Source organism: Streptomyces sp. NPDC088817, from assembly GCF_044750345.1.
Lineage (GTDB): Bacteria > Actinomycetota > Actinomycetes > Streptomycetales > Streptomycetaceae > Streptomyces.
The window spans coordinates 1-25030 of the sequence record NZ_JBIVJN010000036.1 but is presented as its reverse complement, the minus strand read 5'-3'; the positions used below and the strand labels follow the sequence as shown (position 1 = coordinate 25030).

General features: G+C 72.1%; 20 protein-coding genes. 14 read left to right on the top strand and 6 right to left on the bottom strand.

The features are described 5' to 3' along the window. Positions 1–21: 21 nt before the first annotated feature. A complete protein-coding gene (locus tag ACIP4X_RS35350) occupies positions 22–1110 on the bottom strand; it encodes a hydrogenase expression protein HypE (protein WP_358738169.1) in 1089 nt (362 codons plus the stop codon). Between the two features lie 378 nt (positions 1111–1488). Further along, entirely contained in the window at positions 1489–2550 is a 1062-nt protein-coding gene (locus ACIP4X_RS35345) for a helix-turn-helix domain-containing protein (RefSeq protein ID WP_358738168.1), read from the bottom strand. Between the two features lie 243 nt (positions 2551–2793). Between ACIP4X_RS35345 and ACIP4X_RS35340 the strand changes: the two genes are divergently transcribed. The 9 genes from ACIP4X_RS35340 (at position 2794) to ACIP4X_RS35300 (ending at position 14566) form a co-directional block, all read left to right on the top strand. Then, entirely contained in the window at positions 2794–3240 is a 447-nt protein-coding gene (locus ACIP4X_RS35340) for an SPW repeat protein (RefSeq protein WP_358738166.1), read from the top strand. Between the two features lie 173 nt (positions 3241–3413). Next, positions 3414–4859: a glyceraldehyde-3-phosphate dehydrogenase gene (locus tag ACIP4X_RS35335; RefSeq protein WP_358738164.1), complete on the top strand. Its 1446-nt coding sequence runs from the start codon at positions 3414–3416 to the stop codon at positions 4857–4859. A gap of 66 nt (positions 4860–4925) precedes the next feature. Beyond that, on the top strand, positions 4926–5411 hold the full coding sequence (locus ACIP4X_RS35330) for a GNAT family N-acetyltransferase (protein ID WP_358738162.1): 486 nt from the start codon (positions 4926–4928) through the stop codon (positions 5409–5411). A 124-nt stretch (positions 5412–5535) separates the two neighbouring features. Continuing rightward, positions 5536–7914 carry a SpoIIE family protein phosphatase gene (locus ACIP4X_RS35325; protein WP_358738160.1) on the top strand — a complete coding sequence of 793 codons (2379 nt, stop codon included), beginning with the start codon at positions 5536–5538 and terminating at the stop codon, positions 7912–7914. 57 nt (positions 7915–7971) lie between these two features. After that, the gene (locus ACIP4X_RS35320; RefSeq protein WP_358738158.1) at positions 7972–10770 is read left to right on the top strand and encodes a SpoIIE family protein phosphatase; all 2799 of its coding nucleotides are present in this window, start codon (positions 7972–7974) and stop codon (positions 10768–10770) included. Positions 10771–11161: 391 nt separating this feature from the next. Then, positions 11162–12259 (top strand): PP2C family protein-serine/threonine phosphatase, encoded by a 1098-nt coding sequence (locus ACIP4X_RS35315; protein WP_358738171.1) that lies wholly within the window; start codon positions 11162–11164, stop codon positions 12257–12259. A gap of 129 nt (positions 12260–12388) precedes the next feature. Next, the gene (locus tag ACIP4X_RS35310; RefSeq protein ID WP_100572724.1) at positions 12389–12796 is read left to right on the top strand and encodes a roadblock/LC7 domain-containing protein; all 408 of its coding nucleotides are present in this window, start codon (positions 12389–12391) and stop codon (positions 12794–12796) included. Positions 12797–12944: 148 nt separating this feature from the next. Next, a complete protein-coding gene (gene mgrA / locus ACIP4X_RS35305) occupies positions 12945–13988 on the top strand; it encodes an L-glyceraldehyde 3-phosphate reductase (RefSeq protein ID WP_358738157.1) in 1044 nt (347 codons plus the stop codon). A gap of 101 nt (positions 13989–14089) precedes the next feature. Then, complete coding sequence (locus ACIP4X_RS35300) at positions 14090–14566, top strand: SRPBCC family protein (RefSeq protein ID WP_358738155.1); 477 nt, start codon at positions 14090–14092, stop codon at positions 14564–14566. A gap of 75 nt (positions 14567–14641) precedes the next feature. Here ACIP4X_RS35300 and ACIP4X_RS35295 read toward each other — a convergent pair whose 3' ends face one another. Further along, complete coding sequence (locus tag ACIP4X_RS35295) at positions 14642–15946, bottom strand: PHB depolymerase family esterase (protein ID WP_358738153.1); 1305 nt, start codon at positions 15944–15946, stop codon at positions 14642–14644. Positions 15947–16189: 243 nt separating this feature from the next. Here ACIP4X_RS35295 and ACIP4X_RS35290 point away from each other — a divergent pair, with 243 nt between their 5' ends. Continuing rightward, entirely contained in the window at positions 16190–17557 is a 1368-nt protein-coding gene (locus tag ACIP4X_RS35290) for an endo-1,4-beta-xylanase (RefSeq protein ID WP_391460385.1), read from the top strand. A gap of 241 nt (positions 17558–17798) precedes the next feature. Then, positions 17799–18941 carry a SpoIIE family protein phosphatase gene (locus ACIP4X_RS35285; protein ID WP_391460396.1) on the top strand — a complete coding sequence of 381 codons (1143 nt, stop codon included), beginning with the start codon at positions 17799–17801 and terminating at the stop codon, positions 18939–18941. Here ACIP4X_RS35285 and ACIP4X_RS35280 read toward each other — a convergent pair. After that, entirely contained in the window at positions 18927–20000 is a 1074-nt protein-coding gene (locus ACIP4X_RS35280; protein WP_391460387.1) for an NAD(+)/NADH kinase, read from the bottom strand. The genes ACIP4X_RS35285 and ACIP4X_RS35280 overlap by 15 nt on opposite strands. 201 nt (positions 20001–20201) lie before the next feature. On the opposite strand from ACIP4X_RS35280, the gene ACIP4X_RS35275 reads away from it, so the two are divergent. Continuing rightward, positions 20202–20372, top strand: coding sequence for a hydrophobic protein (locus tag ACIP4X_RS35275; protein ID WP_326805696.1), 171 nt, complete (start codon positions 20202–20204; stop codon positions 20370–20372). Between the two features lie 80 nt (positions 20373–20452). Here ACIP4X_RS35275 and ACIP4X_RS35270 read toward each other — a convergent pair whose 3' ends face one another. Both ACIP4X_RS35270 and ACIP4X_RS35265 read right to left on the bottom strand, forming a co-directional pair. Then, positions 20453–21469 (bottom strand): sigma-70 family RNA polymerase sigma factor, encoded by a 1017-nt coding sequence (locus ACIP4X_RS35270; protein ID WP_391460389.1) that lies wholly within the window; start codon positions 21467–21469, stop codon positions 20453–20455. Between the two features lie 82 nt (positions 21470–21551). Further along, entirely contained in the window at positions 21552–21884 is a 333-nt protein-coding gene (locus ACIP4X_RS35265) for a cupin domain-containing protein (RefSeq protein ID WP_358738145.1), read from the bottom strand. 173 nt (positions 21885–22057) lie between these two features. Between ACIP4X_RS35265 and ACIP4X_RS35260 the strand changes: the two genes are divergently transcribed. Then, the gene (locus ACIP4X_RS35260; protein ID WP_391460391.1) at positions 22058–23416 is read left to right on the top strand and encodes a SpoIIE family protein phosphatase; all 1359 of its coding nucleotides are present in this window, start codon (positions 22058–22060) and stop codon (positions 23414–23416) included. Between the two features lie 127 nt (positions 23417–23543). Continuing rightward, a complete protein-coding gene (locus ACIP4X_RS35255) occupies positions 23544–25025 on the top strand; it encodes a hypothetical protein (RefSeq protein ID WP_391460393.1) in 1482 nt (493 codons plus the stop codon). The last annotated feature ends 5 nt before the right edge of the window (positions 25026–25030 follow it).

Here is a 25030-nt window from a genome sequence, read left to right as displayed (position 1 = left end):
CTCGGTCTGGACCTCGTTCCCTCAGGGACGCCAGCGCGGGTCGAAACCGCTGGTCAGTTTGCGTTTGTTGTGGCGCCACTTGGGCTCGTGGTTCACCATGTCGTTCGTCAGGCCGCGCAGTCGCCGGATGACCGCCCCGTAGGGCTTGACCAGCATCGACGAGAGGGTGCCTCCGGGCGGCTCGTCCATGAACGGCATGAACGCGTCGGGGAAGCCCGGCATGGTGCAGCCGATGCAGATGCCGCCGACGTTCGGGCAGCCGCCGATGCCCGCCATCCAGCCGCGCTTGGGCACGTTGCAGTTCACTACCGGACCCCAGCAGCCGGTCTTCACCAGGCACTTGGGCGAGTTGTAGTCCGTGGCGAAGCTCGCCTGCTCGTAGTACGAGCCCCGGTCGCAGCCCTCGTGGACCGTCTTGCCGAACAGCCACTGGGGGCGCAGCATGTGGTCCAGCGGTGGCGGCGGTGCCGAGCCCGCCGCGTGGTAGAGGACCCAGATCAGGGTCTCCATGAAGTTCTCCGGCTGGATCGGGCAGCCGGGCACGTTGACCACCGGCAGGCCGCTCTCCGCCTTGAAGTCCCAGCCCAGATAGTCGGCCAGGCCCATGCAGCCCGTCGGGTTGCCCGCCATCGCGTGGATGCCGCCGTAGGTGGCGCAGGTGCCGGCCGCCACCACCGCCCAGGCGCGGGGGGCGAGTTGGTCGATCCACCAGTTCAGCGTCTGCGGTTCACCGGTGTCGGGGTCGTTGCCGAACGACGTCCAGTAGCCGTCCCCCTCGATGATCCGCTGGTTCGGGATCGAGCCCTCGATGACCAGGATGAACGGGGCCAGTTCACCGCGTGCCGCAGCCCGGTAGGGGGCGAGGAAGTCCTCGCCGCCCAGGCTCGGCGAGAGCACCTTGTTGACCAGGTTCACCTTCGGCAGACCGGGGATCAGCCCGAGCACCACGTCCTCGATGGAGGGCTGGTCGGCCGCGGTCAGTGAGACGGTGTCGCCGTCGCAGCTCATGCCCTCGGAGATCCAGAGGATGGTGATCTCGTCGATCCCCGGGCGTTCCTCGGGCGTCGCGGGCTCCCGGCTGACTTCAGCGGTGCCGCCTTGGGTCGTCATGTCGTCGGCCTCCCATGGAGTCGGTTGGGGAGTCGGTCGCAGCCGGCGGCCCGAGGGTCGCGGCATGCCGGGACGGACGTCGCGGTACCGGCCGGACCGGCCGGGGAGAACGCGCGGTTCTCCGGGCCACGGCGGCGCGACGCACCCACCGAATCCCTCACCAGGCTCACACCGCTCGGAGGGCCCCGCTCGTTATGGACGGTCAGTGGAGTGAACCCCACCACCACGACGTGACACCGCCACCCGGGCCGAGCCCGGTGACGCCGCCGTCGCCGGGGCCAAGAGCGATGACGCCGCCATCACCCGGGCCGAAGGTGGTGGGGCCGTCCTCGGGCTCGAGCAGGGGCGGGAAACGTGCCGGCTCGTGGCCCGTGGCCCTCAGAGTTCTGCGGTGGGCCAGCCGAGGAGGCGGGCGCCGATCACGGCGGTCTGGAGCGTGTAGCGGTGCACGGGGTCCGCCGGATCCGCTCCGGTCAGCTTGTGGATGCGCTCCAGGCGGTAGGTGAAGGCACGCACGCTGAGGTTGAGGCGGCGGGCCGCTTCCGCGGCCGTGCAACCGGCGTCGAAGTAGGCGGTCAGCGTGTCCAGGAGCGGCTGGGCGCCGCCGCGCGCGGCCGTCAGCGGGCCGAGCATGTCGCGGACCAGGTCGGCCATGGCCTGCCGGTCGCGGGTCAGCACGGGGTAGACCAGAAGGTCGGCGGCCCGCAGGACGGGATCCTGGAGATCGAGCCGGTCGGCGAGTTCCAGGGCGTTGAGCGCCTCCTCGTAGGAGTGGACCACTCCCCCGGCACCCGGGTGGGGGCGCCCGATCGCGACCCGGCCGCCCTCGTTGGAGGCGTACGCCTGCTTGGCGAAGAACGCCAGGACGTCGTCGTGGTCGCCCGGGGCGATGCAGACGAGCCGGCCGTCCTTGGTGGTGAGCAGGATGCGCCGGTCACCGAACCGGGCGAACACCTCGTTCTCGACGTACCGGGCGGCCGGGTGCGTGTCGTCGACGGGCTCCCCGCCCTGGGCCACCGCCACCGCGTGGGCACGGGAGAAGAGCAGCCCGTAGAGTTCCGCGCGTTCGCCCAGCCGCCCGAGGTCGCTGCGGCCGTAGAGCAGGTCGTCGATGAACTCCCGGCGCGCGGCCTCCTCCTTGCGCATGGCGAGCTTCTGCGCGCGGTCGTGGCCCTCGGCGAACGCGTCGACGGCCTGCTCGACCGCGGTGAGCACCTGTTCGACTCCGGCGGACGCCAGCGCGGGCGCGAAGGCCCTCGCCTCGGCGAGGTGCCGGCGGACGAGACGGCGCAGTCCGTGGCCGTCCTCCGCCGCCCGTTCCCCGTGGGCGCGCAGCAGGTCCAGTTCGTCCCGGGTCAGCCGGCGCCCGGTGGCACAGACGTCGTCCAGGATCTGCACGTACCCCGTCAGGTACTCGTCGGGTACCTCTGCCCCCGTCACTCGCCCTCCCCTGTCCCCTGGTCCGCGCACGTCATCGGCGTTTTCCTGACGTACGCCCGACAAGATTGACAGACGGCGGCGCGCTCCCCGCGGACGGACGGCTCCGCACTCCCCACCCAGGGCTCACCTGTGACGCAACTCACCACAAGAATGGGGACGGAAAGATATAAACACGACATAAGGGGGAATTTGGGTCTTAGGAGAACTCCACACTGGCAATCTCACGGAGAGGAGACGGCAGCGATGTCGTATCCGCAGCACTCCACCGGCATGAGCTCGCACCCGGAGATCGCCGAGATGCGAGAACGCCTCGAACGGACGGCCGCCAGCAACCGGGCGATCGTCATCGAGGGAATGATCGTCCTGGCCGGTGTCTACGCCGCGATCTCCCCCTGGGTGGTGCACTTCTCCGCCCAGCCGAACCTCGCCGTCAACAACCTGATCATCGGCATCACCGTCGCCCTGGTCGGCCTTGGCCTCACCCTGGCCCCCGAGCGCATGTTCCGCCTGGCATGGATCGTCGCCCCGCTCGGCCTGTGGCTGATCATCTCCCCCTGGGTCGTGCCCGCGGCCCACGGCTCCCGGGCCGGCGTCATCTGGAACAACTGCTGGGTGGGCGCGATCACGGCCCTCCTGGGGCTCGCCGCCATGGGTCTCACCATCGGGATGACCCGCCGCAGGCGCCGGTGACGCTGGCGCCGGGCGCGCGCCCGATCCGTAACCCGTCCGCACCGAAGGGACCCGGTCACCGAGGCTTCCCGATCATGGGCCGTACCCCGCACGACCGCGGGTACGGCCCACTGTCATGATCAAAAATCCGTGGGGTTAGCATATGAGCGCCGCCTAGCTCGAAAGATAGATCTGTGACTGTCAACGACGACTCGTTCACCAACTGGAAGCTCCGCGAAGAGATCGCGGAGTCGATGATCCCGATGATCGGGAAGCTGCACCGGGAGCGGGACGTCACCGTCCTCCTCCACAGCCGCTCCCTGGTGAACAAGTCGGTGGTGAGCATCCTCAAGACCCACCGGTTCGCCCGTCAGATCGCCGGTGCGGAGCTGTCCGTCACCGAGACGCTCCCCTTCCTGCGGGCCCTGACCACGCTCGACCTCGGGCCGTCCCAGATAGACATCGGCATGCTGGCCGCCACGCACCGCGAGGACGCGCGCGGCCTGACGGTGGAGGAGTTCACCGCCGAGGCCGTCGCCGGCGCCACCGGTGCCAACAAGATCGAGAGCCGCGAGGGACGCGACGTCGTCCTCTACGGCTTCGGCCGTATCGGCCGGCTCGTGGCCCGTCTGCTCGTCGAGAAGGCCGGCTCCGGCAACGGCCTGCGGCTGCGCGCCATCGTCGTCCGCCAGGGCGGTGACCAGGACATCGTCAAGCGTGCCTCGCTGCTGCGCCGCGACTCCATCCACGGCCAGTTCCAGGGCACGATCACCGTCGACGAGGCGAACAGCACGATCGTCGCCAACGGCAACGCGATCAAGGTGATCTACGCCAACGACCCGTCGGAGGTCGACTACACGGCGTACGGCATCAAGGGCGCCATCCTCATCGACAACACCGGCAAGTGGCGCGACCGCGAGGGCCTGTCCAAGCACCTGCGCCCCGGCATCGACAAGGTCGTGCTGACCGCGCCGGGCAAGGGCGACGTCCCCAACATCGTCCACGGCGTCAACCACGACACCATCAAGCCGGACGAGCAGATCCTGTCCTGCGCCTCCTGCACCACCAACGCCATCGTCCCGCCGCTGAAGGCGATGGACGACGAGTACGGTGTGCTGCGCGGCCACGTGGAGACCGTCCACTCGTTCACCAACGACCAGAACCTGCTGGACAACTACCACAAGGCCGAGCGCCGTGGCCGTTCCGCGCCGCTCAACATGGTCATCACCGAGACCGGCGCCGCCTCCGCCGTGGCCAAGGCGCTTCCCGACCTCACCGCGAAGATCACCGGCAGCTCGATCCGCGTGCCGGTGCCGGACGTCTCGATCGCCATCCTCAATCTGCAGCTGGCGCGCGAGACCAGCCGCGAGGAGGTCCTGGACTACCTGCGCGACGTGTCGCTGACCTCGCCGCTCAAGCGGCAGATCGACTTCACCAGCGCCCCCGACGCGGTCTCCAGCGACTTCATCGGCTCGCGCCACGCCTCGATCGTCGACGCCGGCGCCACCAAGGTCGAGGGCGACAACGCGATCCTCTACCTGTGGTATGACAACGAGTTCGGCTACTCCTGCCAGGTCATCCGCGTCGTCCAGTACGTCTCCGGGGTGGAGTACCCGACCTACCCGGCGCCCGCGGTCTGATCCGCACCTGCAGTACCTGCTGTACCTGCTGTCCGACGGCGGGGCGCGGTGTGTGAGACTGCGCCCATGATTCGCACCGCGACCCCCGCCGACGTCCCCGTCATCCACGCCATGATCTGCGAACTGGCCGAGTACGAGAAGGCCTTGGACGAGGTACGGGCGACGCCGGAACAGCTCGCCGAGGCGCTGTTCGGCGAGCGCCCCGCCGCGTTCGCGCACATCGCGCAGGACGCGGGCGGCGACGTGGTGGGCTTCGCCCTGTGGTTCCTCAACTTCTCCACCTGGCGGGGCGTGCACGGCATCTACCTGGAGGACCTCTACGTCCGCCCGGAGGCGCGCGGCGGCGGGTACGGCCGGGCCCTGCTGACGGAACTGGCCCGGGTGTGCGTCGAACGCGGGTACGAGCGCCTGGAGTGGGCGGTCCTGAACTGGAACCGGCCGGCGATCGGCTTCTACGAGGCCCTGGGGGCGCGCCCGCAGGACGAGTGGACGGTGTACCGGCTGACCGACGAGCCGCTGAAGGCACTGGGGGCGTTGGGGGCGGGAGCCTAGGGCCCCTCGGCGCGCCTCCCCCACGCCGTCCGTTTCCCGGGCGGCGGGACGCCGCCCCCGATGGCACCATGGCCGGTGGAGGTCCTGGCTGGTGGGGGTCCTGCCCGTGGATGAGGATGAAGGCATGGGCATCAACGGCGCGAGCGGTACGAGTCCGAGCGATCCGTTCAGCACGACCGCGGCTGTCGCGGTCGTGGACGCCGACGGGCTGATCACCTACTGGAGCCAGGGAGCCCAGGACCTGCTCGGCTACTCCGCCGCCGAGGTCGTACGGCATCCCGCGCGGGCGCTGCTGCGCGGCCGCGACCCGACGGCCGCGATGTCCCGGCTGTGCCGGAGCGATCACGCCGGGGACGCGGTGGTCGCGGTTCGCCACCGCGCCGGCCACGCGGTGCGGCTCGCCGTACGGGTGTGTCCCCTGCTCACCGCCGACAACCGCCGCGACTGGCTGCTCCTGGCCGCACCGGCCCCACCCGACACCCGCCCCACGGGCCCCGCCCCGGCCGACTCCGCCGCGACCGGCGCCAGCCCGGCCGGGACCGCGTCGGCCGGCGCCCGTGCGGGGCCCGGGTCGGGTGTGGTGACGCGGTACGCACGGCGGAGGATGGTCTCCGGGCAGCGCCAGGTGACCGTGGCCCACGCGGCGCCCCGGGGCGGCAGGCCGGGGCGGGCCGGTCGTGAGCGTGCCCGGCCGCGCTCCTTCTTCCCGCTGCACGACGCGGCGGGCGCGGCGCTCGGCATCTGCTACGCCGCCCGGAACGTCAGCACCCCCGATCCCACCCGCGAGCGGCTGGTGCTGCTGAACGCCGCCGCCGAACACATCGGCACCACACTGGACCTGGGCCGGACCGTCCAGGAACTCGCGGAGGTCGCCGTCCCGCAGCTCGCCGACTTCGTGGCCATCGACCTCCTGGACGTCGCGACCACCGGGAAGGGCCTGCCCGGCCGTTCTCCCAACGGCCCGGTCACGCTGCGCAGGGCGGCCCATCTGTCGATCCGGCCGGACCTGCCCAAGGTGATCGCCGAGGTCGGCGAACCCATCCGGTACCCGTCCGGATCGCTGCAGAACCGGTGTCTGGCCACCGGCGAGCCCAGCCGCGAGGCACTCGGCCCGGGGACACCCTGGCTGCCCGACGACCCTGTGCGGTGGACGGGGATCAACCGGTTCGGCGTGCACACGCACCTGGTGCTGCCGCTCCGGGCCCGCGGCGTCACGATGGGCGTGGTGACCCTGCTGCGCTGGGAGAACCCGGATCCCTTCACCGAGGACGACCAGCTCCTGGTCGAGGATCTGGTGGCGCGGGCCGCCGTGTGCGTGGACAACGCCCGGCGCTACGCCCGCGAGCACGAGGCCGCGCTCACCCTCCAGACCAGCCTGCTGCCGCCGAACCTGCCCCCGCACAACGCCGTCGAGGTAGCCCACCGCTATCTCCCCGCCGACGCGGAGTCGGGGGTGGGCGGTGACTGGTACGACGTCATCCCGCTCTCCGGCGCCCGGGTCGCGCTGGTGGTGGGCGACGTCGTCGGGCACGGCCTGCACGCCGCGGCCAGCATGGGCCGGCTGCGCGCCGCCGTGCAGACGCTGGCAGACCTGGACCAGTCCCCCGACGAGTTGCTGGCGCACGTGAACGACCTGGTGATGCGCCTGTCGGACGAGGCGGAGGCGGCCGCCGAGGGCCCGGTGGCGGCCGGCGCGACCTGTGTGTACGCCATCTACGACCCCATCGCCCGGACGATGGTCGTGGCCCGCGCGGGACATCCCAGCCCGGCCGTCGCGCACCTGACCGAGCCCGTGGAGTTCCCCGACATCCCCGCGGGGCCGCCCCTGGGTCTCGGCGGCCTGCCGTTCGAGTCGGCCGAGATCCCGCTGGAGGAGGGCAGCGTCGTCGCCCTCTACACCGACGGGCTGATCCAGGCGGCGGAACAGGACGTCGACGTCGGGATCGAACGCCTGTGCTTCGCCCTGGCCCACCCCGACCGGCCGCTGGAGGAGATCTGCGACGTCATGGTCCGCGCCCTGCTGGCCGACCGGCCGCGGGACGACGTCGCCTTCCTCGTCGCCCGCACCCGCGTCCTCAGCCCCGACCGCGTGGCGTCCTGGGACGTGCCCGCCGACCCGTCGGCCGTGCGCGTGGTGCGCGACGACGTCAGCGACCGGCTGTCCCAGTGGGGCCTGGACGAGCTGGCCTTCACCACCGAGCTGATCGTCAGCGAACTGGTCACCAACGCCATCCGGCACGCCCGCGGGCCGATCGGTCTGCGGCTCATCCACGAGAGCACCCTGATCTGCGAGGTGTCGGACGGTGGCCACACCTCCCCGCACCTGCGGCGCGCGCGCAGCACGGACGAGGGCGGACGGGGCCTGTTCCTGGTCGCCCAGCTCGCCCAGCGCTGGGGTACCCGGTACACCGGCTCCGGCAAGACGATCTGGGCGGAACAGCCTCTCCCCAGTGATATCTGGGCAAAACCACCGATCCACGCAGGACTTGACCGGCCCGTATAGGGATGGAGCAGACATACCGGTCGCCCGGCGGGGAAGCGCGGTGTTAGAAATGACAACATGGTCGGTCGTTCCCACCAGCCCCGGAGGGCAGCGCAGCCGCCGTTCGGAGAGCGTCGGGCGGACGATCAGGCACGCGGCCGTCCGGCGACCTGGACGGCCCGGAGCGCCGACGGTTTCCGTTTTCCACCGTCCTGGCGGCCCGGCACGGTGGCCGCGCAGGTCTTCCTGCTGCAGGTGATCGTCGTCCTGGTGCTCGTCGCCGCGGCCGCCACCGCCGTGGTGCTCCAGCGGCGGTACGACGGGGAGAACATCGCCAAGGCGCGCTCCCTGGCCGTCGCGGAGGCGTTCGCCCAGGCACCCGGTACGGCGGTGGCCCTCCAGTCGCCCGATCCGTCGGCGCTGCTGAAGATCCCGGCGGAGAAGGCTCAGCTGAGTTCCGGCGTCGACTTCATCTCCGTGCTGAACAAGCGTGGCGTGCGGCTCACCGACCCCGAGCCGCGGCTGATCGGCACCCCGGCCCAGGCGATCGGCCGCGCCATCGCGGGCAAGACCTTCACCGAGACGTTCCACGGCAGCCCCACCGACTCCGTACGCGCGGTGGTGCCCGTGGAGGTCGCCGGCCGGCACGTGGTCGGCATCGTCACCGCGGGGATCGAGTACCAGACCCTGGGGCACCTGCTGGACCAGCAGATCCCGATGGTGCTGGACGCGGCGGCGCTGGCCGTGGTGCTCGCGACCGGCGGCACCTTCCTGGTCACCCGGCGGCTGCGCCGCCAGACCCGCGGCCTCGGCGCCGCGGAGATGACCCGCATGTACGAGCACCACGACGCCGTGCTGCACGCGGTGCGCGAGGGCGTGCTGATCGTCGACGCCGACGGACGGGTGCTGCTCGCCAACGACGAGGCGCGCCGGCTGCTGGACCTCCCCCGCGACGCCGACCGGCGGCACGTCACGGAACTGGGCCTGGGACCGGAGATGGCGCGGCTGCTGAAGTCCGGCGAGGTCGCGTCCGACGCGGTGTTCCCGGCCGGGGACCGGCTGCTGGCGGTCAACACCCGGCGCACCACCCCGTACGGCACCGCGCCGGGCCTGGTGGCCAGCTTCCGCGACACCACCGAACTGCGGGCCCTGTCGGGCCGGGCGGAGCTGGCGCGGGAACGTCTGACGCTGCTGTACGAGGCCGGGGTGCGGATCGGCACGACGCTGGACGTACGGCGCACCGCGCAGGAACTCGCCGAGGTGGCGGTCCCGCGGGTGGCCGACAACGTCACCGTGGAGCTGCTGGAGTCCGTACTGCAGGGAGAGGAGCCCACCGGGGCGATGCACCGGATGCGGCGGACCGCGCTGCACGAGGCGAACGCGCGCAGCCCGCTCCAGCCGGTGGGCGACCTCATCCAGTTCGTGGTGGCCGACACGTCGATGGGGGTGGCCCTGGCACGCGGCAAGGCGGTGCTGGTGCCGGACCTGCACCGCGCCGAGGACTGGCGGTCCCGGGATCCCCAGGGCGCGGTGCGGGTGCTCGACCACGGCATCCACTCGCTGATCACCGTGCCCCTGAGGGCGCGGGGAGTGCTCCTCGGCATGGTCAACTTCTGGCGGGGTGGCGGCTCGCCCCGGTTCGAGGAGGAGGACGTCGCGGTCACCGAGGAGCTGGTGGCCCGTGCGGCGGTGGCGATCGACAACGCGCGCCGCTACTCCCGCGAGCACGCGATGGCGGTGACGCTGCAGCGCAGTCTCCTCCCCCGGGACCTGCCCGACCAGGACGCGCTCGAGGTGGCGTGGCGGTACCGGCCGGCCCAGTCCGGTGTGGGCGGTGACTGGTTCGACGTCATCCCCCTGCCCGGTTTCCGGGTGGCGCTGGTGGTCGGCGACGTCGTGGGGCACGGGCTGCACGCGGCGGTGACGATGGGGCGGCTGCGCACGGCGGTGCTGAACTTCTCGTCCCTCGACCTGCCTCCCGAGGAGCTGCTGGGTCATCTGGACGAGATGGTGATGCGTCTCGACACCCAGACGGCGAGCGCGGACGGCGAGGTGTCCGCGGTGACGGGGGCGACCTGTCTGTACGCCATCTACGACCCGGTGGGCGGGCACTGCGCCATCTCCCGCGCGGGGCACGTCGTACCGGCCGTGGTGGATCCCGTGGGGCGGGTGACCTTCCCGGACCTTCCCCTGGCGCCGCCGCTGGGGGTGGGCGGGCATCCGTTCGAGTCGGGTGAGCTGAGCCTGCCCGAGGGGAGCCGGCTCGTGCTGTTCACCGACGGTCTGGTCGAGGACCGCGGGCGGGACATCGACGAGGGGCTGTCGATGCTCGCCGAGACCGTCGCGCCCGCGGACCGGACCCCGGAGGAGACCTGCCGGGCGCTGATGGAGGTGATGCTGCCGGAGCACCCGAGCGACGACGTGGCCCTGCTGGTCGCCCGGACGCGGCTGCTGGATCCCTCGCGGGTGGCGGTCTGGGACGTGCCGTTCGACGTGGAGGCGGTCTCCCGGGTGCGCGGCGAGGTCACCCGCCGGCTGCACGACTGGGGGCTGGAGGAGTCCTGCTTCGCCACGGAACTGGTGCTCAGCGAGCTGCTGACCAACGCCATCCGCTACGGCGCCGAGCCGCTGCGGGTCAGGATCCTGCTCGGGCGCACGCTGATCTGCGAGGTGTCGGACGGCAGCAGCACCTCGCCTCACCTCAGGCGGGCGTCGACCACCGACGAGGGCGGCCGGGGCCTGTTCCTGGTCTCTCACTACGCGGACCGGTGGGGCACGCGTTACGTGCCGCACGGCAAGGTGATCTGGGCGGAACTGAGCCTGGACGGCGGCCCGGAGCCGGACCCCGAGGCGCTTCTGGACGCGATGGCATGGTGAACGAACCGACGCCCCTTCCTCCCGCACCGGAGCCGGCCCCCGGGACCGCAGGCCCACCCGGTCACCGTCACGACCGCCGCACCGAGTCCACGTCAGGCGGATCCCACTCCGGGCGAGCCGTGCGTACTCGCCCGGTGCCGCAGGGCTCGGGCCACCCGAACAGGCGCCCGGCGCCAGGGGCACTCCGGGGCTTCCGTCCTCGCGGCCCGGCCGCCGGGCCGTACTTCGGCGGGACGGGCCGGCGGCGGCCCGACGGGGTGCCGTACCCGGCCGGTGGACCGGGTGACTGCGCTCGCACGCCATGGCGCAGCGGTGCACTGTGGTAGGCGTGAGTTCCTGGCAGGGGCGTTTCGGCGACCGGGCGCAGGGGCGGCAGTCAGGCCACATACTGATGCTGATCCCGGTCGCGCTCATCGTCCTCATCACCGTGTCCGACATCGTGGCCCCGTCAGACATCGTGCTCGGGCCGTTGCTGGTGATAGCTCCCGCGATCACCGCCTGGTTCGAGGGACCGTGGCTCACCGGGGTCATCGGCGCCGCCGCGGTGGCGGCCCAGGGATTCGCCGGCTGGCGGCTGGGCATCCTGCCGTCCCGGGAAGTGTTCGTGCAGATGATCGCCCTCGCGGTGCTCTCCCTGCTGGTCGTGGCCCTGTGCGCGGTCCGCGACCGCCGCGCCCGCGAGCTGGCCCAGGTCCGGTCGGTCGCCGAAGCCGCCCAGCGGGTGCTGCTGTGGCCCCTGCCGACCCGGCTGGGGCCGCTTCAGCTCGCCTCCCTCTATCTGGCCGCCGAGGACGAGGCGTCGATCGGCGGCGACCTCTACGCCGCCGCCCGCACCGCGAGCGGCGCGCGGGTGATGATCGGCGACGTACGCGGCAAGGGGCTGCCCGCCATCGGCGAGGCGGCCCTGCTGCTCGGCGCGTTCCGCGAGGCCGCCCACCACCACGCCGCCCTGCCCTCGCTCGCCGCCTCCCTGGAGCGGAGCATCACCCGCTATCTGTCCGACTTCGAACCGGAGGAGGAGGCCGGGGAGCGCTTCGTCACCGCCCTGCTGATCGAGATCCCGGACGACGAACCGATCGTGCGGCTGACCAGCTGCGGCCATGTGGCACCGCTGCTGCTGAGACCGGACCGGTCGGTGACGATGCCGGACCTCAGCCCCGCCCCGCCGCTCGGGGTGGGCCTGACCGACCCGAACGGCTCAGTCGTCGACGTACTGCCCTTCGGCCTCGGCGACACTCTGCTGCTCTACACCGACGGGGCCGTCGAGGCCCGTGACGGCCGCGGTGTCTTCTACCCGCTGGTCGAGCGGACGACCCACTGGGCCGACGGCTCCCCGGAGTCCCTGCTCCACCACGTCCAGCGTGACCTGCTCGCCCACACCGGCGGGCGCCTCGACGACGACGTGGCCCTGATCGCGATCCGGCGCGTCCCCGCCGCGCCCACCGGCCACCGCTTCGGCCGTATGGTGCAGGCCCCGGCCCCCAACTGAACGGCTCCACCAGGGAGATTCGTCCCGGGGCTTGCCAAGATGATCACCAAGTTCCGTATAGTGACCGGCAGTTGACAACACGTGTAACTGGCGAGTGCCAGGCTCTGCCCAGGAAGGCGACACCACCTCATGACCGGCCAGACCACCGCCGACGACAAGCTCACCTGGCTCCTGGAGGGCCTGCTGGAGCGGACCCCGGGCGCGCGGCACGCGCTCGTGCTGTCCCGTGACGGACTGAAGCTGTGCCGCACCCCGGAGCTCACCCCCGACCAGGCCGACCAGCTCGCCGCGATCGCCGCCGGCATCCAGTCCCTGTCGCACGGCGCCTCCGTCGAGTTCGGCGACGGCACCGGCGGGGTCCGCTCGGCGATGACCGAGTTCTACGGAGGGGTGCTGTTCATCGTCGAGGCCGGCGAGGGCGCGCATCTGGCGGTGATCACCACCGAGGACGCGGACGCCGGGCTCGTCGGGCACACCATGAGCGAACTCGTCGAGCAGCTCGGCGAGCACCTCACCGCGCCACCGCGCGACTCCTGAGCCGCACCCGTACGCCTGATTCAGAAGCGCCGGCGCTGAGTCCGATGGAACGAAGCGGTTGGACTTCAGGATCATGCTGGAGCAAGGTGGGGGCGTCCCTCCGATCCCGGGGAGACGCCCCATCATCGCACCACTCGGAGACCACCCGATGACCTACGTCGCGGATGCTGAGCGTTACCACGGCACCATGCGCTACCGGCGCACCGGGCAGTCAGGGCTCGACCTGCCCGTCCTCTCGCTGGGCTACTGGCACAACTTCGGCGACGACCGGCCCTTCGAGACCCAGCGCGAGATCGCCCTGCGCGCCTTCGACCTGGGCATCACCCATCACGACCTGGCGAACAACTACGGCCCGCCCTACGGCTCGGCGGAGATCAACTTCGGGCGCCTGATGAAGCAGGACCTCGCGCCGTACCGGGACGAGATGGTGATCTCCACCAAGGCGGGCTGGGACATGTGGCCCGGCCCGTACGGCCAGGGCGGCGGTTCCCGCAAGTACCTGCTCGCCTCGCTCGACCAGTCCCTCAAGCGCATGGGCCTGGACTACGTCGACATCTTCTACTCCCACCGGCTGGACGCGAGCACGCCGCTCGAGGAGACGATGGGCGCCCTGGACACCGCCGTCCGCCAGGGCAAGGCCCTGTACGTCGGCATCTCCTCCTACGACTCCGAGCGCAGCCGCCAGGCCGCCGCCATCCTGCGCGAGCTGGGCACCCCGCTGCTCATCCACCAGCCCTCGTACAGCATGGTCAACCGCTGGATCGAGAACGAGGGGCTGCTCGACGTCGCGGAGGAGGAGGGCTTCGGCGTCATCGGTTTCACCGCCCTGGCCCAGGGGCTGCTGACCGGGCGCTACCTGGACGGTGTGCCCGAGGACTCGCGCGCGGCGCAGGGCACCTCCTTCGACACCGCCTGGCTCTCCGAGGACATGCTGCGCAGGCTGCGCGCCCTGAACGACATGGCGGCCCGCCGCGGGCAGACCCTCGCCCAGATGGCGCTCGCCTGGGCGCTGCGCGACGAGCGTGTCACCTCCCTGGTGATCGGCGCCTCCCGGGTGGAGCAGCTGGAGCAGAACGTGGCCGCCCTCGACCGCATGGACTTCAGCGCCGAGGAGCTGGCCGAGATCGACAAGCACGCCACCGACGGCGGCGTCGACCTGTGGCGGGCCGCCCGCACCGGGCAGCTCGGCTGACCCTCGCCGAACGGTCGTGAACCGGGCTCCCGCGGGTACCCGTCGCCGGTCCGCGGCGGGACAACCCGTTCCGCCGCCGGTCCGCGAGACAGGAGGCGCAGATGAGCACGGTCAGGGAAACAGTGGAGGTCGACGTCCCCGTCCACGCCGCCTACAACCAGTGGACGCAGTTCGAGGAGTTCCCGCGGTTCATGGAGGGCGTCGAGGAGGTCAGGCAGCTCGACGACAGCCACAACCGCTGGACCACCAGGGTCGGCGGGGTGCGGCGTGAATTCGACACCGAGATCGTCGACCAGCTGCCCGACGAGCGCATCACGTGGCGCAGCACCACCGGTGACACCCGGCAGAAGGGCTCGGTCCGCTTCGAGCGCGTCGACGACACGCACACCCGGGTGGAACTGGTCATGGAGGTCGAGCCCGGCGGCCCCGTGGAGACGGCCGGGGACATGCTGGGCGTGGTCGGCCGGCGCGTCAAGGGGGACATGAAGCGCTTCAAGCAGTTCATCGAGGAGCACGGAGGCGAGACGGGTGCCTGGCGGGGCCGTATCCGTCCCGAGGACGCCGGCCCCCCTGTCTGAGGCTCGCACACACCGCGCGCCCCGGCGGATTCCCCGAGCTGTGCGGAATCCGCCGGGGCGCGTTCGCGTGCTGTCTCAACTCACCTGGCAGGCGGCTCCGTTGAGAGTGAAGGATGCCGGGCTGCCGGTGTTCCCGGTGTGGTTGGCCTGGAAGCCCAGGGTGGTGGAGGCTCCGGGGGCCAGGGCCGAGTTGTAGGAGACGTTGCGGGCGGTGACGGCGCCGCTCGCCGGGGAGTAGGTGGCGTTCCAGCCGGAGGTGATGGTCTGGCCGGCCGGCAGGGTGAAGGCCAGCGCCCAGCCGTCGATCGGCGCGGTACCGGTGTTGGTCACCGTGATGGAGGCGGTGAGCCCGGTGTTCCAGGCGCTGGTCGTGTACGCCACCCGGCAGGCGCCCGCCGGCGGTGTGGTGGGCGGGTCGGTCGGCGGCGGTGTGGTCGTGGAGTCCAGCCCGAAGAAGGAGATGGCGCGGGCGGCCATGCCCGAGGTCGGCAGGCTGTGCCCGACGCCCTGGATGCTGACGGCCTCGACGGGCGCCTGGGTGCCGGTGCCGCCGTAGCGCGTACGGGTCCAGGTGGACTGCGGGTGGTCGGTGAAGGCCGGCGTCTGGCTCACGCCCAGGACGTCGGTCCACTGCTTGATCTCTTCACCGAAGTTCGGGTAGCGCAGGGTGGTGTCCTCGGTGCCGTGCCACACCTGCATGCGCGGCCGGGGGCCGGTGTAGCCCGGGTAGGCTCCGCGCGCCAGGTCGCCCCACTGCTGGGGTGTCCTGATCACGGTGCCGTTGGCGCAGGCGCTGTTCCACTCGGAGCCGTCGGTGGTGGCGAAGCAGCCGAAGGGCACGCCCATGAAGGCGGCGCCGGCCTTGAACACGTCGGGGTAGTCGCCGAGCAGGACGTTGGTCATCATCGCCCCCGAGGAGGCCCCGGCGACGAAGACGCGCGCCGGGTCGGCCCCGTAGTGCTGCTGGGCGTAGGTGACCATCGACATGATGCCGACCGGGTCGCTTCCGCCGCCGCGCTTGAGGGCCTGCGGCGAGGACACGTCGAAGCAGGCGCCGCTGCGCGTGGCCGAGGGGTAGACGACGATGAAGCCGTACCGGTCGGCGAGCGAGGCGAACTCGGTGCCCGAGTAGAACGCGGGCCCCGATCCGGTGCAGTAGTGCACGGCCACGAGCACCGCCGGGCGGGCCGGGGCGCTGTCCGGGCGGTACACGTACATGCGCAGGTTGCTGGGGTTCGCGCCGAATCCGGTCACCTCCGTCAGCGAGGCGGCGTGGGCGCTCGGCGCGGACAGCAGGAGTGCCGCGAGCAGGGGGGTCACACCGGCGAGCAGGGCCGTCAGCAGGGTGCGGAGTCCGTGCCTTCTTCGGGTTCGGGGCATGTCGGCGTCCTTTGTTTCGAAACATTCGTATCGATTTCGGGAAGGCGCCGCGTCACGCTAGAGGCGGCGCACCGCCGCGTCAACCACTGGAGCCACCCGCAACTCCCAAAGGTGGAGCGGGAGGTCAAGCTTCGGCCATCCCACGGTCCGCCGTGCGCGAACCGTTGACCGACCCCGGTTCTGTTCGTAACCTGCGCGTCACATTCGACCTTGGCAGCGAAACTTTCGAGAATCGGAGATGGCATGCCCATGCCCAGACGGGCGGCGCAGGCGTTCACCGCCGTCCTGCTCGCCGCTTCCACCGTCACGGCCCTGGCGCACACCGCCGCGGCCGCCGACACCCTGGCCTCCGCCGCGGCCGGAAAGGGCCGTTACTTCGGTACCGCCGTCGCCGCGAGCCACCTCGGCGAGTCGGCCTACGCCGGCACGCTCGACCGCGAGTTCAACCAGGTCACGCCCGAGAACGAGATGAAGTGGGACGCCACCGAGGGCACCCGCAACACCTTCACCTTCGGCTCCGCCGACCAGATCGTCAGCCACGCCCAGAGCCAGAACATGAAGGTCCGCGGGCACACGCTGGTGTGGCACTCCCAGCTCCCCTCGTGGGTCTCCGGCCTGGCCGCCACCGACCTGCGTTCGGCGATGAACAACCACATCACCCAGGTCATGCAGCACTACAAGGGCAAGATCTACGCCTGGGACGTGGTCAACGAGGCGTACCAGGACGGCTCCAGCGGGGCCCTGCGCAGCTCCCCGTTCGCGGACAAGCTCGGCAGCGGCTTCATCGAGGAGGCCTTCCGCACGGCCCGCGGCGTCGACGCGAACGCCAAGCTCTGCTACAACGACTACAACACCGACGGCGTCAACGCGAAGAGCAACGCGGTCTACGCCATGGTCAAGGACTTCAAGGCCCGCGGTGTGCCGATCGACTGCGTGGGCTTCCAGTCCCACTTCAACAGCGCCTCCCCCGTCCCCTCCGACTACCAGGCCAATCTGCAGCGCTTCGCCGACCTCGGGGTGGACGTGCAGATCACCGAGCTCGACATCGAGGGCTCCGGCACCGCCCAGGCCAACAACTACTCGAACGTCGTGAAGGCCTGCCTCGCGGTGACCCGGTGCACGGGCCTCACCGTCTGGGGGATCACCGACAAGTACTCGTGGCGCAGCAGCGGCACTCCCCTGCTGTTCGACTCCAACTACGGCAAGAAGCCCGCGTACGACGCGGCCCTCGCCGCGCTCGGCGGCTCGAGCAGCGGGGGCGGGGACGGCGGCAACCCCGGCGGTGGCAACCCCGGCGGCAACGCGACCTGCACGGTCTCCTTCGCCAGGACCTCGGACTGGACCGACGGCTACAACGGCGAGGTCACCGTGAAGGCGGGCTCCGCCCCGATCAACGGCTGGACCGTGACGCTGACCTTCAGCTCGCCGCAGAAGGTCGCCAGCCTGTGGAACGGCACCCCGAGCTGGGACAGCAGCGGCAACGTCATGACCGTGCGCGCCGCCTCCTACAACGCCAGTCTCGCGGCGGGGGCCTCGACCAGCTTCGGCTTCACCGCGGCGAAGAACGGCAACAACTCCACACCGGTGCTCGGAGCCTGCACGGCGTCCTGACCGGGCGGGCCACGTCACGTACGACCGGGGCGCGCGACGCGCGCGGCGCCCCGGTCGTGCCCGTACGCGAGGGCCGCCGAGGCCTCGCTGACATGCCCTTGCCTGGAGCAATGCCGAGGCGGTGACGGTACGGCACAGCAGGCTGGTGGTCTTGATCAAGCCGCCGGGAGTACCTGTGAACAGGCCGCCTGAGTCTTTCCGCGAGGACCGCCGCCCGCGCGAGCCGAGGGGGCGGTCGCAGCTGCCGGCCCAGCCCCTGTGGCTGCGCTGGCTGCCGGTCTTCTACGTCGTGGTGGTCCTCGCCGTCGAGCCGGTCACCCCGGCGCTGTGGCCCGTGAGCTTCGTGCTCACCGCCCTGCCACTGGTGGCCGCCTTCGGGTACGGCCCCCGCGTGGTGGCCGCCGTCACGGTGTTCGCCATCGTCCTGGAGGGCGTCCTGGCCGGCACCCCGTGCTGCGCGGGCCGCACCGTGGGCAATCTGTGGGACCGCCACTACGTGGCCAACTACATCTGCACGTTCGTGGTGGGCATCCTCGGCACGATCCTCGCCTGGCACCGTGCGCGCCGGGAACACACCCTGGCCACGGTGCGTTCCGTGGCCGAGACCGCGCAGCGCGTTTTACTGCGCCCGGTCCCCCACCGGCTCGGCCAGGTCTCCATCGAGACCCTGTACCTCTCCGCGGCGGCCGAGGCGCAGATCGGCGGCGACCTGTACGAGGCGGTGCCGACGGCGGACGGAGTGCGGCTGCTCGTCGGCGACGTCCGCGGCAAGGGCCTGGTCGCCGTGGAGACGGCCGCGACGATGCTCGGGGCCTTCCGCGAGGCCGCGCCCGACGAGCCCGACCTGGCCGGTCTGGCCCGGCGCATGGAGCGCAGCATGAGCCGCTACGCCGAGCAGCTCGCCGGCACCGAGGCGGCCGAGCGCTTCGTGACGGCGGTGTTCGCGGAGATCCCCGACGACGAGCACGTCGTGCGTCTCGTCAACTGCGGCCACCCGCCTCCGCTGCTGGTCAGCGGCGACCGGGTCGGCGAGCTGGAACCGACCGACCCCTCGCCGCCCATCAACCTCGGCGGGCTGCTCGGCGGCGGGTACCGGGTGGACGTCGTGCCCTTCCGGCCCGGCGACACGCTGCTGCTGTACACCGACGGCGTCACCGAGACCCGCGATTCCACCGGCACCTTCTACCCGCTCGCCGAGCGCGTCCGGCCCTGGACAGGGCTTCCGCCCGGCGCGCTGCTGGAGCGCCTGCACGCGGATCTGCTCGACTACAGCGACGGACGCCTCGACGACGACCTCGCCGCCCTCACCGCCCACCGCCTCTCCGCGGAGCCCGCACCTGAGCGGCGGCCGGACAGTCCGCCTCCGGACTCACGGAACCCGTGAGACCTCGCCGGGGCGGGCCGGCAGGGCCAGGTGGGCGAGGTCGGCCGGTCGCGGCGACGTCACCGGCCACAGGGGGGCCGGGGTGCCGTCGGCGACCGCGGCCGGGGCGTCGGTGAGGTTCATGCGCTCCCGCAGACGGCCGTAGAAGTCCATGGGGCCGAGGCGGACGGCCCGCAGCCGGCGCGGCGCGGCGTAGACGCCGATCCAGTCACCGGGGTCCAGCACACCGCGCAACTGGCCGTCGATGGTGACGGCGGCCTGGCCCGAGCGGTCCAGGACACGCAGGCCGATCGGTTCGTCCGGTGCCGCCACGACCGAGCGGTTGAAGACCATGTGCGGGGCGACCGGCGTGAAGACGAGGGCGTCCGCGCGGGGCGAGACGACCGGGCCCCCGGCGGCGAAGCTGTAGGCGGTGGAGCCGGTCGGGGTGGCGACCAGCAGCGCGTCGGCGGAATAGGACGCCAGGAGGCGGCCCGCGAGGTAGACGCCGACGGACACCTGCCGGTCCCGGGCCAGCTTCTCCAGCACGACGTCGTTCAGCGCGGTCACGTTCAGCGGGATGCCCCAGTCACCGCCGGCCTGGCAGTCGGCGCGCACCCTCGGTGGCGGCAGGAGCGGACGGCGGCCGTAGCGCATCAGTTCCTCGATGTCGGCCGGCACCTCGAGGCGGCGCGAGGCGCGCAGGTTGAGCATCATCCGGCTCTCCACGGTGAGCCGCTCCGCGACGACGGCGTCCAGCGCGGAGCGTACGACCGTGACGGGCACCTCCGTGAGGAAACCCACCCGGCCGAGGTCGACGCCCAGGACCAGGGCGTCGTTCACGGCGGCCAGCCGGGCACCGCGCAGGAACGTGCCGTCCCCGCCCAGGGTGACGACGAGGTCCGGGTCGCCCGCGGCCTCGATCTCCTCCCGGGCGCTGCGCCGCCCCCCGTCGTGCCACACGTCGATGTCCGCGCACCCTACGCCGTTCTCGGCGCACCACTCGCGCACGAGGCGGGCGGCAGCCGCGGCCTCACCGCGCCCGCCGTGGACGACCAGGCCGATACGACGCACCGTCACCTCTGCCTCCGGAGATCCGCGCACCCTGGGCCGGCTCCGGCTCGACGCCGGAAGCCGACCTCCGTCCGACCCCGTCCGGCCGCACCGGCCGACTCATGGGCAGCATCCACGAGTTCCCCTGCTTCGCCTGCGGAAACACCGCAATTCCCAGGGTGTGTTCAGGCGTAGGCCGGGCATTCGAAGGTCCGGAGGTTGATATACATGGTTCCCTTGCTGCTCGTTCTCCTGCTCGCTCTGATCCTCTTCGGCGCCGGGTTCGCACTGAAGGCGCTGTGGTGGATCGCGATCATCGTGCTCGTGCTGTGGCTGCTCGGTTTCGTCGCTCGGTCTGAGGGCGCCGGCGGCCGCAGGGGCCGCTGGTACCGCTGGTGACGGCCGCCGAGCGTCGCGGCGGCCGGTAGGGAACAGTGCGCCCGGCGATCGTGCCGGGCGCACTGTTCTGCCCGCGGGCCTCAGCTCGCCCACGCCAGGAGCCGTTCTCCCGGCTCCTGCTCCCTGAGCCGGGCCAGTGACTGCTTCTCCAGCTGGCGTACCCGCTCCCGGGTCAGGCCCACGTGCTGGGCGACCTCGTTCAGGGTGCGCTGGTGCCCGTCGTGCAGGCCGTACCGCAGGCTGAGGATGAGGGCCTCGCGCGGTGCCAGGGTGTCGACGGCCTCCCGGAGTTCCTCGGCCAGCGCCTGGTACTCGGCGACCTCGGGGGCCTGCAGCACCTCCGTGTCGGGGATGAGATCGCCGACCACGGTCTCTCCGGTGTCGTCCACCGGCATGTCCAGGCTGACCACCTGCCGGCCGACACGCCGCAGCCAGACGACCTTGTCCTCGGCGAGGCCGCTCTCGCGGGCGACCTCCTCGACGGTCGGCTGGTGTTCGAGGCGGAGCTGCAGCTTGCGCTCGATCTTGGCGAGCTTCTGCAGCTGCTCCACGACATGCATCGGCAGCCGCACGGAACGCGCGTGCGTGGCGAGGCCGCGCTCCATCGCCTGGCGGATCCACCAGGTGGCGTAGGTGGAGAACTTGAACCCCTTGGTGTGGTCGAACTTCTCCACGGCCCGGATGAGCCCCAGGTTGCCCTCCTGGATGACGTCGAGCAGCGGCAGCCCGCGGTGGGCGTGCCGTTTGGCCATGGCCACGACGAGCCGGAGGTTGGCCCGCACCATGTGGTCCTTGGCCTCCTGGCCGTCCCGTACGGCGGCCTCCAGTTCCCGCCGCCGCTCCGGCGCGAGCTCGGGGCCGGCCTCGTCGGCGCGGCTCAGTTCCTCGGTGGCCTGCAGACCTGCTTCGATGCGCCGGGCGAGGCGCACCTCGCCCTCCGCGTCGAGCAGCGGTGTGGCGCCGATCTGGCGCAGGTACTGACCGAGCAGATCGGGTTCGCCGTCGAGTTCGGGCATCGCGTCGTACCGCTTGGTGGCACGGGCCGACGCCCGTCCTCCACCGCGTACGGACGCCGTCCTCTGCTTCGCGGGAGCCATCGCGCGCTCCTCATCTCGTCGCGGGCGCCGTTCGGGTACCCGGAGCGGCCGCGAGCCATACGTGCGGCGGACGATGCGCTGGTCAGGGCGCCTTGGTGACCGTCAGCAGGGCTGCGGCGTCCTCCACGGCCTCCAGGCTGTGCCGGGACTGCGGCACGATGAGCAGGTCCCCCGCCATGCCCTCCCACGACGTGTCGCCGCTGCGCAGCACCACGCGCCCGCGCAGCACCAGCACGGTCGCCTCACCGGGGTTGTCGTGCTCGGCGAGGGCCGCGCCGGCGCGCAGGGTGATGAGGGTCTGGCGCAGCACGTGTTCGTGGCCGCCGTAGACGGTCTCCGCGCTGCGGCCGGCCGAGGACGACTCGGCGCGTCCGAGGTGCTCGCGGGCGAGGGCGTCGAGGGAGATCTTCTGCATCACGGTGACTCTTCCTCACGAGGGGACCTGAGCCGGGCAGTTCCGTAGCGTACGCCGGTGCGCCGCCACCTTCGGGCTTTCGCTCCCCGCTCGGCGTAAGGTGGCCGTGCGGGGGCCCGTACGGTGAGTGAGGACGAGCACCGACGAGCACCGGCCCTGCCGGGAGGTGCCCCATGTCGGACGATCCATGGCGACCGGAGCCGGAAGCGGCGGCCGGCCAGGGGACGGGCGCGGCTCCGGAAGGCGGCCGGACTCGGGGTGGCGAGGCCGCCGGGGAGCTGGGCGCCCAGATCCGGCAGCTCAGCCTTGACCGGCGCAGGCTGCACTGCCTGCTGGACGCGGTGGTGGCCATCAGCGCCGACATGGACACCCGCGCGGTGCTGCGGCATCTGGTGCGGGCGGGCACCGACCTCGTTGCCGCCCGCTACGGCGCCCTGGGCGTGCTCGGCGAGGGCGGGGAGATCATCGACCTGATCACCGTCGGCGCCCCCGACGCCGATCGGCTGCTTGCCGAGTCCGGGCTCCCGCGGAGCCACGGACTGCTGGGCCGCCTGATCGAGGAACCCGAGCCGCTGCGGGTCGACGACATCGCCACCGACCCCCGCGCGGTCGGCTTCCCGGACGGCCACCCGGTGATGACCACGCTGCTCGGCGTCCCGCTGACCGTGCGCGACACCGTCTACGGCAACCTCTACCTGGCGGACAAGGAGGACGGCACGCCGTTCGCCGACGCCGACGAGGCCCTGCTGACCGCGCTGGCCAGCGCCGCGAGCGTCAGCATCGAGAACTCCCGCCTGTACGGGCGGCTCAAGCGGTCAGCCGAGCAGTTCCAGCGCCGTCTGCTGCCGGTGCTGCCCGACCTGTCCCCGCTGCTCGTGGAGGCCCGCTACGAGCCGGCCTCCGAGCTTCCCCACCTCGGCGGTGACTGGTACGACGCCCTCGGGCTGCCCGACGGGGCGGTTCTCCTCGTCGTAGGTGACGTGACCGGGCACGACGTGGAGGCGGCGCCGCTGATGGGGCAGATCCGCAACATGCTGCGGGCCCTGGCCTTCGACCGGTGCGGGCCGCCCAGCCTGATCGTGGACCGGCTCGACCGGGCGCTCTCCGCGTTCGACGAGCCGCCTGCCGCCACCCTGGTGCTGGCCCGCATCGAGCGGGAACCGGCCACCGGGTACGTCCTGAACTGGACGAACGCCGGTCACCCGCCCCCGCTGCTGATCACCGCCGACGGCACGGCCCAGTGGCTCGCGCCGGACGCGCACGGCATCCCGGTCGGCGTGGAGCCGGGCCTGCCCCGCCCCGACCACCGGCACCCGCTGCCCCCGGAGAGCACCCTGCTGCTGTTCACCGACGGCCTGATCGAGCGCCGTGACCGGGACATCGACGCCGGCCTGCGGGACCTTGCGGAGCAAGCCGCCGCCCTGGCCGCCGCCCCGCTGGACGCGCTGTGCGACGCGCTGCTCGGCCAGCAGGACGGCTACGACGACGACGTGGCGCTGCTGGCCCTGCGCGTGCCGCGCCTGCCGGGCTGAGCGGACGCCCGGGCAGCCACCGCTCCCCCGGACGGCTCAACAGCGCTGGGCAGGAGGGGGAGAGAGCGCGTGAGGGGTGGGTGGGTGGTGGAAGGCATGGCGAACCTGCGAGTCGGAGGAGAGCCAGATGCCGGATGCTGTGGTCGAGGGTGCCGTGGGCGGCGACGGTGCCGTGCCGGTCGGCTCCGGCGGGCGTCCCTTCGAGCAGGTGGGCGCGGTCGCCGACGCCGTCCTCTACGAGGGCTACCTGCTCTATCCGTACCGGCGCTCCTCCCCCAAGAACCGCGTCCGCTGGCAGTTCGGGGTGCTGCTGCCGCGGAACTGGGTGGAGCACGACGGGCCCGTCACTGTCGGCGTGTCCGGCTCCGCCGACTCCTGGTACCAGCGGACCGAGTGCCTGGTGCGGGTGCACGCGCCCGACGCCGTTCTGCGGGTCCGGGTGCGTTACCTCCAGACGCAGCACAAGCAGGTGGAGGAGAGCGGCCCGGACGGCGCACACCGTCCCGTCGAGTCGCTGCGGACCGGCGACGGCACGACCCACCTGACCTTCGACGAGGCGGTGCCGCGCGAGAGCGACCTCGTCGTACCGGTGGAGGACCTGCTGCTTCGGGAGCACACCGCCCCCGTGGGAGCCGCGGCCGGCGAGGAGAGCGAGCCGCTGCCCGGGGGCGCCGGGCGGATCGTACGGCGGCGCGCGGAGATCCGGGCGGACACCACGCTCACGGCCGAGCGGCTCGCGGACGGCCTGGTCCGGCTGCGCGTGCGCACCGACAACACCGGGCACGCGGCGGACCCGCGGGCCCCGCGGGACGCGGCACTGCGCCAGGCGCTCGTCGCCACGCACACCCTCGTCGGCGGCACGGGCGTGGAGTTCGTCTCGCTGACCGACCCGCCCGCGGACCTGCTGGAGCACGTCAGCGACTGCCACAACGCGTTCACCTTCCCCGTCCTCGGCGGCGCACCGCCCGCCCCGGACGGCGGCGGCACCGGCCCCGTGCTGCTGTCCGCGCCGATCATCCTGCCCGACCATCCGCAGGTCGCGCCCGAGAGCCCGGGCGATCTGCACGACGCGGCGGAGATCGACGAGATCCTGACGCTGCGGACGATGCTCCTGACGGACGAGGAGAAGCGCGAGGCCCGCGCCACCGACCCGCGCGCCGCCGCGATCCTGGACCGGGTGGACACCATGCCGCCGGAGGTCCTGTCCCGGCTGCACGGCGCCATCCGCTCGCTGGCCCCCGCCGGGCCCGCCGCTCCCGGGGGCCCCGGCGTGGAGCGGCCCGCCTGGTGGCAGGAGGGCGGTGACGACGGCCTCTCCCCCACCACGGAGACGGTGCTCGTCGACGGCGTGCCCGTGGGAGGCGGCAGCCGAGTCCTGCTGCGTCCCCGGGGCCGGGGCTCCGACGCCCAGGACATGTTCCTGGCCGGGCGGACCGCACACGTGGCCGCGGTCTTCCACGACGTGGACGGCAGCGTGCACCTCGCCGTCACCCTCGACGACGACCCCGCGGCCGAACTGCACACCTGGTACGGCCGCTTCCACTACTTCCGGCCCGACGAGCTGGAGCCGTACACCGATCCCCGGAACCCGAACAGTGAGGGGCAGTAAGTCAC